The sequence below is a fragment of the Bacillus marinisedimentorum genome (genome assembly GCF_001644195.2).
In the GTDB taxonomy this organism is placed as follows: Bacteria; Bacillota; Bacilli; order Bacillales; family Bacillaceae_O; genus Bacillus_BL; species Bacillus_BL marinisedimentorum.
The window spans coordinates 12,612-26,140 of the sequence record NZ_LWBL02000005.1 but is presented as its reverse complement, the minus strand read 5'-3'; the positions used below and the strand labels follow the sequence as shown (position 1 = coordinate 26,140).

The following is a 13,529-nucleotide window of genomic DNA, read 5'->3' as shown; positions in this document are numbered from 1 at the left end:
TAAAGGAGGAGAAAATGAAAATATATCGATTCGATAAAGAAGTAAGCAAACAGGTTGACGCCTATGGAAGCAAGAATTTCTACATTTCTCCTATTTCAAGAATTTTAGAAGATCAAGTTAGTATGCAAATAGCTGGTATGCATCTCACGAAAGGCGGATTGATCGGCGGACACGAGGCAACCGTCACACAGATGTTAATAGTGGTGGAAGGTGAAGGTTTGGTGAAAGGTGCAGACCGTGTAGCCCTGCCTATTAAAAAGGGGCAAGTTGTTTTATGGGAACCGGGGGAATGGCATGAAACTTCTACGGAAGAGGGTCTGGTTGCTATTAATATTGAGTCCGATAAGTTGAAGCCATTGAAAACATTGCCATTAGTGGAGGAGTGACATTTTTAACTGATAGACGTTTTTTCTTATAGTTGCTAGAGTTAGCATTATATCTTACATATAGTGTTTGCAAAGAGTGTAAGGGACTCTTGTCAATACTCTCTTTTGTAGCTAGGGGCAAATGTATAAGAAAACAGCCTTAAAGGAAGGTGCTTTCCGAAATCTTGAAATAGACAAGCGTTTGGCCTTCGAAAAACAGCTGGAGCAAATGCTTGTTTCTACCTGCCCCTTTTACTCTATTTATGAGGAATCAAGTTAAAATCCTTTAATTGCCATCATTGTACCACATCAAAAACTTTAAATTGAAAAGCAACAAATTTCTCGAAATCAGCGTATTAAAAGGGAGCGATGACAGGAGTTTTTTTGTGAAGTGTAACTCTTTAACTAAATGAACAGAAAGTTTCATGGTTTTATATGGTAAAATTTTAGTGGAAAGGAGGGAAGTAATTGAAAAGATTTAAACTAATGTTCATGCTATCATCTTTGTTATTTTTGCTGGGAATTACGGCTTGCTCTTCAAAACCAGACTTTAAAGTGTACGAAGGCAGGCCACTAAATATTGCAGTTATTGGAGAACTGCCAGAAGTTAAAGAAAACCAGATAAGCTTTGAAGAAATTAACTTCGACCGCTTGCTTAAAGAAGATTTAACGAACTATGATGCTGTATTTATAACAAAAGAAAATTTATCAAAAGCTTCTGGAAGCCAATATGCAGATATATATTTGAATTCGGATCTCCCTTTTTTCTATATAGAAGCAACAAAGTCTTATCGCTCTTTTATCGAAAGGGATTTAACATATGAAGAAGATATAGACCTAAAGGGTACCAGCAATCACTATGCAATCGGCTTTCTCTCTTCGGAAGAAGCAGAAGATAAGTATTGGTATTTTGGATTATACAATGACAAGGAAAGTCCAGAGACTATTAAAGAAATGTATTCAAGAATTTTCTCAACGATCGTAAGCAGTCATTAACGTTTAATGTTTTAACGGGTCTTTATGTTGGCGGTCTTGCCGCTTTCGCAATTGGTGAATGTGTTCTTTCTTCAGTTATATCAACAGAATGATGCCTGGTTTAAAGTTGTTTTTATTTTTAATATTTTGTTGTTTGTCATTGTATTGGTGTTAGCAGGTGCTCTTATTAAATCGTAAAAATTAATAGGATGAGGCTTCAAGAAGCAATTTGGGGGGAATCCGGACTGCTCTTTTTAGCTTTTTTGGTTTCTTATTTTTTTCTCTACGATAAAAGAAAGATAACCAACAGAAAGAAGCCCTATACCGCCTAAAATAACCGCTATAACATCAGGTGTAGAAGCTTTAAAATCAATAAACATTGTAGAAAAACTAAAACCGACAATAAATAGTAATAACCAGTGTGAATATCTTGAAAACAATTGCTTCATCCTTTTTGCCTCCTCTTCTATGGGAATCTTTGTATCAGTTTTGGCTGTGATTTCCGAGTCTTGTTTATAATGAAACATTCTTCTTTTACCCAGCTCTTTTACTATGTAGTAAATTCCCTCGTATAGCCTTTCTGCCCCTGAAAAGCAGCGTTTTATAGCTATTCAGCTTGACTCCCATCACGCCTGCCCCTTCTTCATAGGATAGCTTATAAATATCCCGCAGCAACACCGCTTCCTGCTGTTTCTCCGGCAGGGAATAAATCTTTTCCAGCACTTCCTCGGTATTTTCCTTCATGATGACTCCTTTTTCAGGCTCGGAAGCTGTTAAGGTTCCACATATCTCATTGAAGAAGACAGACTCTTTCAGGATGATCCTGCCCTTTTTGCGGAAATGATCGATGGCAATGTTTCTTGCAATGGTATAGAGCCATTTTCTGATCTGATAGGGTTCAAACTGACCGAGTGACGTATACGCCCGCAGAAACGTCTCCTGGATGATATCTTCTGCAAGATAGCTGTCATAGTTGGTGTACTTCAATACGAAATGGTAAATTTCATCTTTATACTGTAAGTAAAGCCCCTCAAAATTATTCAATTTTATGCCCCTTTTATTTTTGTGTTTAGTCTTATTTTATCAAATATTGGAAAATAATGGGCCGTAAAAAGGGAAAATCTTTTATGATTCATAGAATCATTGTTTTTGTTTCACTTTACTGCATCTTAAGAATAGACCATTTCAATAATGGTCTTAAGAGGTTGCTGAAGTAATCTCCCCTTAATTTTTTGGTTCCCGGTCTTCGTATCGGGATTTTTTTGTTCAACAATCTTTCTTTATGTTTTTCGCGATCAAATAATCGTAAATATGCTATCCTTAAAATATAAATTTTTCCAATTCGAGGAGGTGTGTTAGGTGTTATTGTATTTTGCTGCACTGGTGTTGGTTGTCGGCAGTTGGTATTGGTTTATAAACAATATCCAAATGAAAAAATCCAATTTACCACTGGTGGTTGTGGTGATTGTGTATCCATTCTTATATTTTGCCGGAGGGCTTGCTTACTCCTGGCAGATACATAGCCAGGGGGCTGCCATTACCGCCGCTGGCATAGCGTATTTTTTATTTTTAAATAGTTTAGTAATAGTAGCGATAATTGCTGTTCTGGCAATAAAGAACAAACGGAAAAGGAATTCTGCATAGTTTGGGGTGGAACAAAAATGAAACCAGTATCAGGATGGAAATGTTTATTGATACCCAGGCATCATCAATGTAGCTGTCCCAATGTATCTGATTGTGTGGCTGTTTGACATGTTTTAGTGGAACTGGACGGCAATCTCAAACAGTATAGTTATTGGGGGGCACATGATGAAATATTTCGTCAAGTTAAATGTAATAAGTATTCTGTACGCCATCATGGTATTTGTTCCTCTTGAACTTATGGTGAATGTTTATAGAATCAGCAGATTAACAGGATGGGAAATGAATAAGGTAAACATTTTGACTGGCGCTACACTTATTGTAGGAATGGTAGCGGGTACCGTATTCCTCTTTGCATTAACAAAGAAGTGGATGGTTGGGAGAAAGGCAAACTTTTGGACTGTTATACTCTGGGCACCCTACTTTGTTGCTTTTATTTATGTGTTTGCTTCCTTATTTCCAATGACATACGGTGGAGACGTCCCGAGCCCTGTCACTGGGCTTTTGATCATTGGAGGACTGATTGTGTATCCATTTTATATTCTGATTCTAAATTACCTTGGTATGGCGAGTTATAATAATGCGAAAGCCCGTTGATCGGCCTTATGGTTGTTTTTGTGACTAAGACGTGAAACAACTGGCAGCCAACAGTAGGACTGCGATCCCTCATAATACATAAAAATGATCACCAGCCGTAAAATCCGAATAGCTAAAATATCCAAGTGAAATGACACATGTAAAAAATGAAAAAATCATCCATTTTTTTAACCGCATCGTTACTTCCTCCCACTATTGAAAGCGGGACTAGGTAAAGATTTTGATGGGCAAGACCAAGAAAAAGTAGTACACCATTTGTGACCTGATCGTCTTTACATATTAAGAAACGTAAGCTAATTGAGGAAATGAGGGGGATTAATGAAAGTCGCTACGTTTATTCTGGCATTGGTTGTGGTCATTTTATCAAGTTTCAGTTTATTGGTCGGAAACTATATAACCTTGCCCTATGCACTTTTATTATTAGGGGTCATGCTCGTGCTTATTGGTGTTTCCCAATTCAATGAAAACCGAAAAGCGACTGCAATAACTCTCTTTCTTGTAGCTGGATTCAATTTGGTTGTTACGGTTTATTTATTATGATGAGGCGTGAGATTGAGAGAGGCAGAAATTTCGATTGACAGCAAGTTAGGATGGATCGAATAAGTAAATGGAGGTTTATGGTGTTTTTGGTTAATTGGATATTAAATTATTTTATCTTACCGTTTTTGGTCTTGCTGGCAGTTATTTTTTACTCCGAAAAAAGACTCCTAAACTTGGGCTATTCCTTGCTGTGCTGTCCTTATTTTAAGTTGTTTTTAATGTTTTAAGTGCCCTTTAAGAAGCCATTAATGGAAAAATGGGAGTTGTCGTTAGTATTCACTCTTTAGGATACTTGCTGATTTCCCTCATCTTGCTTTTTATATGGTCATATATCGTGAGGAAGAAATAAGAGAGAGTTTAAATTTATAAGGATTTATTCCACGTACATACCAGAAATAAGTATTCTGTAAGAAAGTGATTAAATAAAGTGCTTATTTCATCCTATTGGAGTAAGAAAGAAACCATAACTTGGGTTTATACGTAAAAGAAATTAGGGAGTGGTATTTTGACTACAAAACAGTTTCATTACCTAATTGCTGTTATCGCTTTTCCCATAACTACTCTCCATTTTATTTTTGGGGATTACAAAAATGATAAATTGATCTCCGGCATAACATTTTATACAGTTGCCACCATCATTTATGTAAGTTTTGTTTATTTGTATTACAAAAACGAAAAAGGTAAGAAGGTTGTATTATGGGGATTAGTAATTATTGCAATTGTGAACATATTATTGATCCTGCAACAATGATATCATTTATACCCGCCAAAGGATTTGGTTAGGAGGTGGGGGATTCTAAGGGACCGTAGAAGGTTCGTACGGAATTGACCGAAGCTGATAAAGTAGTTGAAATTTTTTAGAAAATGGGAAGTTCCAAAAGTGGTTAGGAGCTGTCAAGAACAATGAAGCAATCGATTTGAGTCAATACGAGGTTAGCTTAATGACATTTACATGTAAGGAAAAGGGTGCTATGAAAAAATATATATTTGTTCTATTATTTTGTGCGGTGTTTTTGCTAACAGGCTTCAACCGAGCAGATTACTATATAACCGTTTGTGAAGATGAATCTACCGACGTGAAAATGGTGGCAACAGTTGCAAATAAGTATTCCATGGCGGAAGTGGAGAAATACATAATAGAAAATTTCTATCTCAATCTAAAAGGAGATGGAATTATTAGTTATGATTATGAGCTTTATGAGCAAGAGGAAGAAATCATTATCGAAATTCGGGTGAATTACCCTGATTTCCATTCCAATTTAGATTTAATTCATTTTGGATTGTTTGATATCGGTGGGAATTCAAGCGCCAGTGTACGACAGTTACCATTCTATAAAAAGGGATCCTATGACGCTGTCATGGCTATACCTGAAGAATCTATTAAAGGGTATGTAAATCAAAGCTTTTTTCAGGAAAATGAAAATTTCCGCGTTCTTCTGTCTTTACCTTTTAAGGTTATTTCCCATAATGGAAATTACGATGGAGAAACGCTAGTATGGAAGATCGATCCGTATAAAGAAAACCACCTCAAGTTCACCTATGTTAAAAATGAACTATATAAACCGGTGCTCTTTATCTTGAGTATAGGCGTAATCATTGCAGTAATCCTAATAAAGAAAAAGAGTCAGGGTAAAAAGACAAAGACGCTTCACTATCATGATTAACACGTTACAAGCCGGATAGGTGTACAAGGGAAAGGTGGATTTATAAAAGAATTATATGGTCCCTTATCCTGATGATGGCAGCTATCCTTATTAATACAACTTGATTAAAGGATGAGTACTCAGGAATCGGCATGTTTATCTGTGTAGTTTTTTTATCATGAGGAATCATTTTTTTGTGGATGAGAAACAGGAAATGGTATGGAATGATGGCAATAAAATTGCCTCTTTGGCCATTGTCCATCAGGATGAAAAGTAAAAAGAATATGCAATGTTTAAGGGGGAGTGCCGTTTTGTTTATCTGGATGTACATAATCGGGCTTATCATCGGCCTTGGGGTTTACGGACTTACATATTTATTTTCTAAAGAAGCAAAAAACAGTAAAAGGGTGCTTGTTGTTCTGGTGTTAGGGGTACTCGGGTTACTTGGAAGCATCCTCATTATCGGTGGTTTTGAAGGGATGCCTTTTGGAGTGTTGGCTCTTGGCATCATCACCATATCCATTTTAATGGCGTTTATCGGTGAAAGTTCATTATGGAAACTCTCCATTTCCACCTTTATTGTTCTGTTTGTTCTTTCATATAGCGCTGTCATGTACTTCAATCAAGTGGACTACTGGATTGTAAAAAAGCCGCATTACGATTCGGCTCCCGATATTCGTTCCTACATGAACGAGCTGCAGCAAAATCCATCAATCAAGGGATATAAAACCTTCACCATTTCTGAAGGAAACAAAGGCGTTGTCCTCTCGTTAGGCGGACAAATGGCCGGCAATAACATTGAAGTGATGGATGTGACCGAACACGGAAATACAACGGAAATCAAGGTGCGGACCTTTTATAACAAGTCACCTGAGCAAAACCCGGTGGTGATGATCGGCCTTGACCGGATTCAACCTGAAGTTGTGATTATGGATACGGACGGAACAATTTATGAAGAAGCTAAAGTGCAATAGAAGAATAGAGACGAACAAGTGTATTTATATATAATCGGAATCGAATACCGCTATCGTTTGTTGTGCTAACGGATTAAAGAATTGGAGGGTAATAAACGAAGTAGAATACGAGGTTAGACGGTTGAAAGGAGTCTCTTTATGCCGAAGACTTTTTCCGGGAGATTGTCTATTGTCGTATCAGCCTTGTTTGTTGCTCAACTTATTTATTTTATTATTTCCTCAGTGAGCGATAATGGGTTAGGAGCTATTGTGAATTTTATTCAACTGGCACCGTTTATGGTCTTATTTGGACTTATCTTTGGAGCCACTGGCATTATAAAAGAAATGGGGAAAAGAAAGGTAATTCCCATTATTACTTTAATCATAAGTATGTTTTTTGCAGGTTTCACGTTTTTCCTTTTGTATGGCTGGTCCTTTGGAGGATAGCTTTATGCATGAAAGGCGGGAGCAATGGTTGAATTGAATTTTTGGAAAGGGCGTGTGCTTTCTGAAAAACAGAAATAACAGCAAGCGAGAAGTTGTACAGTGGATTGGTTTTGGAATTGTCATGCTGGCCTTTCTTTTATATTTGCTATTGCTAGTAACAGGAGTAGCTCGGAACTTATCTGTAATCACACTTGACGGTCTTAATGTTATAAAATGGGGTGTGGTTGGGATTGGAGTTGTTGTAATTCTCATATCCTATTTAATCCCAAAAAAGAAATGAGGATATGTAAAAATAATGCACTTAGGGATTAACAGTCGAGTTCGAGTTCATTAACATCCACATCCTCTAACTTCTTATTGAAGTAAACAGCAATCTGTTATTAGGAAGGATAGATACATGAAACCAGTATTATTCCTAACGACATATAATCTTGTTATAATTGTTTCGTCCATTTTGTATATTTCATTCGGAGTAGAAGTTCGGAAAACGGCGTCTTTTCTGGATAGTGTAATCCTGGTCGGTGTTGTTTACATATTTGGATGGGCGATTCTTGGATTACTATTTAGGTTTAAGTTTATAAAAAAACAGGTGACACAGCGGGATGTTTGGATTTCAATGATTCCAAACGGCGTCATCACCTTATTTTTAATCGTAACTGGAATGATGTCGCACTTGGGGTTTATAAGCTTTTTTATTAGCCAGGTTGTTTTTATCTCTATAATGGTAATTCCGTTTCTGTTCTTTGGATTGGCAAGAATCAAAATTCACAATTAGGAAAGGAAATTCAACTCTCCATTCAGTGCCTTATTCCGGTGTGGGCATTGAATGGAGAGTTGTCTCGTGATATAGCTTCTGTTGTTAGCCCCATAGCAAAACGATAATGACAGCTGAAAGACTAAATCGAATGATGTGATGCATGAGATTGATTTTTCCATAAAGATGAAAACCATTTACGATTGCAGCGACGTGCATGAATACTAAACAAAGAATTAAAATTATGATCATTTTCGGATTTATTAAAAGGAATAAGGCAGAAGTTACAAGAGTCCCTCCTACTATTGTTATCAGTAATGCTGACCACATCGGTATTTGCCTTTCTTTAAATTGAACGACTCCGCTTAATGCACTTATCAATCCATATACAATAGCAAGAGAAACGCCGATCCACAAGAAATAAGCCATTAAAATTACCCCCAATAAGGTATTTTATAGTAATTTAAATATGTGGGGTTAACCCCATGTCAAGGAATTTTTTAAAGGGAGCGACTGAATTGAGAATTGGAAAATTCGTCGAATTACTCAATACAACTAAAGATACTGTTCGCCATTATGAAGACTTAAATTTAGTTACGCCAAAGTGGGAAAATCATCATAAAGAATATGGGGAGAAAGAAATCTTAAACTTTCATGTAGTGAAGGAATTACAGGAATACGGATTATCCTTAAAAGATATCCAAATCATATTCAATTTAAAGGAAGCGTATCAGTGTGGCGACAAAAAATTAATTCATCAGGTATTAGAACAACTGACCGATCACGTGAATAATCTTCGAAAGGAAGAGGAAGAAGTACGCAGAAGGAGAATAGCTTTAGAAAATAAACTGAAAGAAATTGGGGATTTCCTATGATGAGTGAAACTCTTGATATAAACAAGCGTTTCAACGTTCCTATGCCGTTAAATAATCAATCAAAAAGCCTAATACGATTAAGCCAATCCCCATAGTGAAATGAACCTTCATGGCGTTTATGTTTGTCTTCTCCAAGATGGTAAAGATTCCCCCAACTAGAACAAGAAAGAACGCACTTCTTATGAAATACGATGTGTTTACAAGAAAAAAATCAGGAAACTTTTGAAAAAGACCGGAAATGGTTCAATCCTTAGTTCCCAATACATCCAACCACCTCACTTTATCTCCAACTAGGATACGTATACGATCCAGCAAAGTGAAAGTTTTCTTTGGTGAGCAATTATCCTGATATGACGTTATTCCAAATGGAAATTCTCCAGTCGCAAATAGAGGTGTCACGAAAGTTAAAAACCGGAAGTATAACTTCTCCTATAGAGCACTTATGTAGGATGAAAGGAATATGTGAATTATTGTGACAACAATCCTAATTATCAGGTAAAATATTCCTGTAAGAGAAAGGGGAGAAATTATGAAATCTACTGGCATTGTGAGAAAAATGGATCCGCTGGGAAGGATTGTGCTGCCTGTCGAAACACGGCGTGTACTTAAATATGGGCCGGGAGATTCTCTGGAAATATTTGTTGAGGATGAACGAATTATTCTTAAAAAGTTTGAATCACGTGAGCAATGTGCTGTGACCGGCAAGGTATCGTTCGACTTGATCCAATTCGCGGACGGCAAGATAACGCTGAGTGAAGAAGGGGCACGATTGTTGTTTGAGGAATTGCAAAGTGTCTTAAAAGAGGAAGGAACGAAAGAAAACCGAGCAGATTAAAGGAGTTTTTGGATGGAACAAGCATTATTAAATGATTTTATAGACTTTTTAGCAGAGTACAGAGATTCCTGGAATAGTTTAAATTCGGAGAGGATGTTAACATATCATTCAAAGAATTTAAATGTTAGATGGGCCGCCACTGATGCAATGGCTTTAGATTGGGGCTATGATGAAGCGAAAAAAGGCTGGGTGCATGCATATAGCCAATATCAAGGAAGAAATCCTAAATGGATATTTGACGATATTTTAATTGAAATCAATCAGCAAGAAGAAGGTGTAGCTGTATTTTGGGTAAGTTTTGAAATTGACGGAGAAATGACTGATGCTAAGTTGCTTTTTGTAGAGACTTTCCGAAAAGAAGATCATGAATGGAAAAAAATCAGGGAATACGTTGAAAATAGCTTTACTAGATAGCCATGTAATCAATTATAAAATACATATTAAGATAACTGGTTCTAAAACCAATAATGCCTCTATAGGAGAATCTCATCAATTGGATGGTGAAGATCGAGTATGGATATTGCGGCAATCATTATCATTTCATCGAGTTTGATAATAGGTCTGATCAGTGTCATGGCGGCTTTAAATCGGAAAAAGAGCAATAAAGAAAGTTAACTTTATTTGTTAATGCAAGCAAGATAAACGTAGGATTAAAAAACCATATTCTTACTGACTAAGGTGGTTTTAAGATGAACGTGAAGCTAAGGGTATTATGGATTGCTCCCCACATATTCCTTTACCTTGTTAATTTCGGATTTTTACTGTTTATTGTCCTTAACTGGACAGACTTAAAACAATACGGAAATCCTGGAGTCTTTGTGTTTATCTGGATAGTTTTCACCTTCGTGCAGTTATTTGGAAGTTATAAAATTTTTGAATGGCTAAGAAACGGCCAACTGTAGACCATTGGTTTTACAAATAATGGTTTTGGTTCTTGCGACAAAGGGAAGGATATAAATACCATTCCAATATATGGAATGCATCGATATCAGTGGCTAGTACCAAGTTATCCCCTCATATTCTCTAGGCTTCTGGTCTGTTGACCGGAAGTTTTTTTGCTGTTAAGAAGTTTCTAGTGTAGGACCAACCTCTAAAAATCAATGTTTCGGAATTCGGTGACGAAAACTTGCTTCCGATTGTGTAATTGGACAGGAACTTCTCCCGTTTCCTAGGGGTTGTATCAGGTGGCCCGCCAGTTGCGCCTGGCAGCAGCTGCACGCAAAAAACAGGTTGTAAAACCGAAATAATGGACGAAAGGGGTGCGTTTCGCGTCCCTTTCGTCGCAAGTGCAATATTATGGTAAAATAGGAAGGGTTTAAAACGTCAAGTCTGAGGGTGGGTCCGGGCGTCTATGAATCAACGAAAGATAGAGACAAAAGAAAAGGGAGAGGGTCAAAATGCGAAAGCGCAAACGCACAACAGGCGCCAATTTGGCTGCAAACGTGCTGCTGTCTGTGTTTCTCGTCATGCTGTTAGCAGCTTGCGGTGATTCATCGGCAACAGACGGCGCGGCTGACAAGAACACCGGTGCGGCTACCAAGGCGAAAACAGAGAAAAGCGCACCGACTGCGGAAGATTTGGAGGAGGATTTCGGGCACATTGAAAATCCGGCGAGTGAAATTGTGAAGATTACAGAGGAAGTGAAAGTGGTACATGTGATTGACGGGGACACAATTGTCGTAGAGGGCGAGAATGGCGAAGAAACGGTGAACCTCTTGTTGGTTGACGCCCCGGAGCTTGTTTTGCCGGATGGCAGCGAGGATGGTATGTATGGGTTTGAATCGAACAAATATACGACACTGAGATTGGAAGATTCACCGGCGCTTTTGGAGCGGGGAGACCCCGAGAAAGACAAGGACGGTCATACGCTTGGTTACATCTGGATGGAAAATAATGCGGATCATTATAACTTCAACAAACTGATGCTCCAAGACGGAATCGCTCGGTTGGCCGATGAATCGGCTGAAACCGACAAATACCTGGATGAATTCCGCGAAGCGGAAGCAAAGGCGAAACAAGAGCAAAGACACATCTGGAGCATCGACGGGTATGTGACAGAGGACGGCTTTGATTCGTCACTTGTGCAGTAAAGTGATGCAATAAACGTTTATGAAGAGTGTAAAGGAGTGTCGTTCAGTACACTCCCTTAGATAGAGCATTTCTTTTTTGGATACAGTATAGGCCAGTTGCAAAGCTGCAGTTGGTCTATATTTTAGATTTTTTTATTTAAAACATTTTATTTCAACTCGTCATTCTATTGGTTCCTACTTCACTTTTAAATATTACTTTTCTAACAAAGAACTCTGAAACACCATATAGAACAGGTATGAATAAAAAATAAAACATTGCATGGGTAGAGTTTTCCTTTTGAATTATAATAAAAGGAATATAGAGTAAGAGGGAACATATAAAAAAGTACATTCCAACTGAAAAAATGATATGCGTCCTTTTAGTATATTTTTTAATAAGATCTACTAAGTATGAAATCAGAACCCCCGGTGACAAATACAATAATATTAAAGGGTACATCATCAACGTGTAATAGATAACCCCACTGAAACCTTTTTGCGGAGGATACACAACAATAACAAAATAAAAACTTCCAATAATTGATATAAGTAAAAGTGTTATGATTTTAGAAATAAAGGTCTTCAAATTTCTCCATCCTTAAAAAGCCACTTTTGTTTACCTCTATAAACTTATTAGAAGGGGTAGTAACAGCGTAGCTGTCATTACCCTTCCTAATGGTTCTTCATTTTCATTAGTTGGAGCCTAAGAGTCTGTTGGCATAAGGCTTAGTCATGCCGGTCCACTCATAAATCTTGGCTTCAATTTCTTTGCTGTTTGCAGCCTCCGCGCATGCTCCGCAGACAAGGTTGTTATCAATTTTTACATAGTACACAATTTTATTCGGACGAAAATTTTCATAGCAGATCTGGCATGAGTTAACGTGTGTCGTTTTTAAAGACATTTCCTCAGTTTCTCCAGCTTTTTTGTTATGTAAAAACTTTCCCCGGATGGACCGTCGGCCTCGGAACAGCCACAACAGGAAGGCTCCTTTAGGTGAAATGAGATAGCCTGCCCGGTTGTGGCTTGGGGAGGATACAATATTAGACAAAAATTTTTCTGTCAATAGAGCAAATCTTTCTTTTTAAAATAAATCAGGCTAATGATATAGGTGGCAATTCCATATATAACGATAATGAAAATACCTATAACCGCCTGGTTGTATTCTTCGGTGAAGAACAAATATTTTGCCAGCCCTCTAAAATAATCAACTAACAGATACGGACGCAAGAAAGGAAAAAGTTCTCCTGCTAAATTCAGGAATATCAGAAATCCAACTGACACCCCCAACGCACCGCCGTTACTTGACAGCAACAGTGCTGCAAGCATGATAAACGTTCCGAAGGCAGTCAGCGGAAAGGCGGATACAATATACGATCCAACCGTTTTTATTATGCCATCCAAAGTGGCGTATTCTACTCCATCAAAGACTAAGCTATCCCCAAATCCCCATATGATGCTGCCTAACAAATAAGCGAAAAATGCTGCATATAATAAGAGAAATAATAGGGAAATGAACAAGCTGATTATTTTAGCTGTCAATAATGATGCCCTTGATACCGGATGCAGCAAAGACAGTTTAAGAGTACCACTTACGTACTCATCCGTAATCATATCGGTGATGATAATGATGGCGAACAGGGGAAGCAGAATCATTACATGGGTTGTCAGCATATACATTGGCAGGTTTTGGCCGGTTAAATCAAATGGCACCTGACCAATCAACTTCTCAAACGCAGGCAGAAAGGTGAATAGCGCCATGACAACCATAAATACATATAGTTTTTTATTTAAAGCAATCTTTAGAAGTTCATTTTTAATGAGTCTTGCCAGCATA

General features: G+C 37.6%; 18 protein-coding genes. 14 read left to right on the top strand and 4 right to left on the bottom strand.

What is annotated here, in order from left to right; translation table 11 throughout:
* The first annotated feature begins 14 nt into the window (after positions 1-14).
* Together A4U59_RS00580 and A4U59_RS00575 are read left to right on the top strand one after the other, a co-directional pair.
* Positions 15-386 (top strand): cupin domain-containing protein, encoded by a 372-nt coding sequence (locus A4U59_RS00580; protein WP_070119360.1) that lies wholly within the window; start codon positions 15-17, stop codon positions 384-386.
* A 447-nt stretch (positions 387-833) separates the two neighbouring features.
* Positions 834-1,361: a hypothetical protein gene (locus A4U59_RS00575; protein WP_245680457.1), complete on the top strand. Its 528-nt coding sequence runs from the start codon at positions 834-836 to the stop codon at positions 1,359-1,361.
* 233 nt (positions 1,362-1,594) lie between these two features.
* Here the strand turns inward: A4U59_RS00575 and A4U59_RS00570 are convergent, their stop codons facing one another.
* Positions 1,595-1,789: a hypothetical protein gene (locus A4U59_RS00570; protein WP_070119359.1), complete on the bottom strand. Its 195-nt coding sequence runs from the start codon at positions 1,787-1,789 to the stop codon at positions 1,595-1,597.
* 85 nt (positions 1,790-1,874) lie between these two features.
* Positions 1,875-2,384: an RNA polymerase sigma factor gene (locus A4U59_RS00565; RefSeq protein ID WP_070119358.1), complete on the bottom strand. Its 510-nt coding sequence runs from the start codon at positions 2,382-2,384 to the stop codon at positions 1,875-1,877.
* Positions 2,385-2,699: 315 nt separating this feature from the next.
* Here A4U59_RS00565 and A4U59_RS00560 point away from each other — a divergent pair, with 315 nt between their 5' ends.
* The 12 genes from A4U59_RS00560 to A4U59_RS00495 all read left to right on the top strand — a co-directional run bounded on the left by A4U59_RS00560 (position 2,700) and on the right by A4U59_RS00495 (position 11,715).
* Positions 2,700-2,984 (top strand): hypothetical protein, encoded by a 285-nt coding sequence (locus tag A4U59_RS00560; RefSeq protein WP_070119357.1) that lies wholly within the window; start codon positions 2,700-2,702, stop codon positions 2,982-2,984.
* A gap of 165 nt (positions 2,985-3,149) precedes the next feature.
* Entirely contained in the window at positions 3,150-3,578 is a 429-nt protein-coding gene (locus A4U59_RS00555) for a hypothetical protein (protein ID WP_070119356.1), read from the top strand.
* A 318-nt stretch (positions 3,579-3,896) separates the two neighbouring features.
* The gene (locus A4U59_RS00550) at positions 3,897-4,118 is read left to right on the top strand and encodes a DUF3953 domain-containing protein (protein ID WP_070119355.1); all 222 of its coding nucleotides are present in this window, start codon (positions 3,897-3,899) and stop codon (positions 4,116-4,118) included.
* 505 nt (positions 4,119-4,623) lie between these two features.
* On the top strand, positions 4,624-4,869 hold the full coding sequence (locus A4U59_RS00545) for a hypothetical protein (RefSeq protein ID WP_070119354.1): 246 nt from the start codon (positions 4,624-4,626) through the stop codon (positions 4,867-4,869).
* Between the two features lie 220 nt (positions 4,870-5,089).
* On the top strand, positions 5,090-5,782 hold the full coding sequence (locus A4U59_RS00540; RefSeq protein WP_157888102.1) for a hypothetical protein: 693 nt from the start codon (positions 5,090-5,092) through the stop codon (positions 5,780-5,782).
* Between the two features lie 290 nt (positions 5,783-6,072).
* On the top strand, positions 6,073-6,735 hold the full coding sequence (locus tag A4U59_RS00535; protein WP_245680456.1) for a hypothetical protein: 663 nt from the start codon (positions 6,073-6,075) through the stop codon (positions 6,733-6,735).
* A gap of 138 nt (positions 6,736-6,873) precedes the next feature.
* Positions 6,874-7,161: a hypothetical protein gene (locus A4U59_RS00530; protein WP_070119351.1), complete on the top strand. Its 288-nt coding sequence runs from the start codon at positions 6,874-6,876 to the stop codon at positions 7,159-7,161.
* Positions 7,162-7,558: 397 nt separating this feature from the next.
* Positions 7,559-7,936, top strand: coding sequence for a hypothetical protein (locus tag A4U59_RS21560; protein ID WP_070119350.1), 378 nt, complete (start codon positions 7,559-7,561; stop codon positions 7,934-7,936).
* A 464-nt stretch (positions 7,937-8,400) separates the two neighbouring features.
* Positions 8,401-8,790, top strand: a complete 390-nt coding sequence (locus A4U59_RS00515; protein WP_245680455.1) for a MerR family transcriptional regulator — start codon at positions 8,401-8,403, stop codon at positions 8,788-8,790.
* 529 nt (positions 8,791-9,319) lie between these two features.
* On the top strand, positions 9,320-9,625 hold the full coding sequence (locus A4U59_RS00510; RefSeq protein ID WP_070119348.1) for an AbrB/MazE/SpoVT family DNA-binding domain-containing protein: 306 nt from the start codon (positions 9,320-9,322) through the stop codon (positions 9,623-9,625).
* A 12-nt stretch (positions 9,626-9,637) separates the two neighbouring features.
* Positions 9,638-10,039, top strand: a complete 402-nt coding sequence (locus A4U59_RS00505) for a hypothetical protein (RefSeq protein ID WP_070119347.1) — start codon at positions 9,638-9,640, stop codon at positions 10,037-10,039.
* A gap of 983 nt (positions 10,040-11,022) precedes the next feature.
* On the top strand, positions 11,023-11,715 hold the full coding sequence (locus A4U59_RS00495; RefSeq protein ID WP_070119345.1) for a thermonuclease family protein: 693 nt from the start codon (positions 11,023-11,025) through the stop codon (positions 11,713-11,715).
* A 671-nt stretch (positions 11,716-12,386) separates the two neighbouring features.
* Here A4U59_RS00495 and A4U59_RS00485 read toward each other — a convergent pair.
* Together A4U59_RS00485 and A4U59_RS00480 are read right to left on the bottom strand one after the other, a co-directional pair.
* Entirely contained in the window at positions 12,387-12,758 is a 372-nt protein-coding gene (locus A4U59_RS00485; protein WP_157888101.1) for a hypothetical protein, read from the bottom strand.
* On the bottom strand, positions 12,755-13,528 hold the full coding sequence (locus A4U59_RS00480; RefSeq protein ID WP_070119342.1) for an ABC transporter permease subunit: 774 nt from the start codon (positions 13,526-13,528) through the stop codon (positions 12,755-12,757). Before A4U59_RS00480 ends, A4U59_RS00485 begins: the two co-directional genes overlap by 4 nt.
* Position 13,529 lies beyond the last annotated feature (1 nt).

Bases quoted from the DNA above. Each gene is read 5' to 3' on its own strand.
- A4U59_RS00580 (WP_070119360.1), top strand. From the start codon at position 15: ATGAAAATATATCGATTCGATAAAGAAGTAAGCAAACAGGTTGACGCC.
- A4U59_RS00570 (WP_070119359.1), bottom strand. From the start codon at position 1,789: ATGAAGCAATTGTTTTCAAGATATTCACACTGGTTATTACTATTTATT.
- A4U59_RS00555 (WP_070119356.1), top strand. From the start codon at position 3,150: ATGAAATATTTCGTCAAGTTAAATGTAATAAGTATTCTGTACGCCATC.
- A4U59_RS00550 (WP_070119355.1), top strand. From the start codon at position 3,897: ATGAAAGTCGCTACGTTTATTCTGGCATTGGTTGTGGTCATTTTATCA.
- A4U59_RS00540 (WP_157888102.1), top strand. From the start codon at position 5,090: ATGAAAAAATATATATTTGTTCTATTATTTTGTGCGGTGTTTTTGCTA.
- A4U59_RS00530 (WP_070119351.1), top strand. From the start codon at position 6,874: ATGCCGAAGACTTTTTCCGGGAGATTGTCTATTGTCGTATCAGCCTTG.
- A4U59_RS21560 (WP_070119350.1), top strand. From the start codon at position 7,559: ATGAAACCAGTATTATTCCTAACGACATATAATCTTGTTATAATTGTT.
- A4U59_RS00515 (WP_245680455.1), top strand. From the start codon at position 8,401: ATGTCAAGGAATTTTTTAAAGGGAGCGACTGAATTGAGAATTGGAAAA.
- A4U59_RS00510 (WP_070119348.1), top strand. From the start codon at position 9,320: ATGAAATCTACTGGCATTGTGAGAAAAATGGATCCGCTGGGAAGGATT.
- A4U59_RS00505 (WP_070119347.1), top strand. From the start codon at position 9,638: ATGGAACAAGCATTATTAAATGATTTTATAGACTTTTTAGCAGAGTAC.
- A4U59_RS00495 (WP_070119345.1), top strand. From the start codon at position 11,023: ATGCGAAAGCGCAAACGCACAACAGGCGCCAATTTGGCTGCAAACGTG.
- A4U59_RS00480 (WP_070119342.1), bottom strand. From the start codon at position 13,528: ATGCTGGCAAGACTCATTAAAAATGAACTTCTAAAGATTGCTTTAAAT.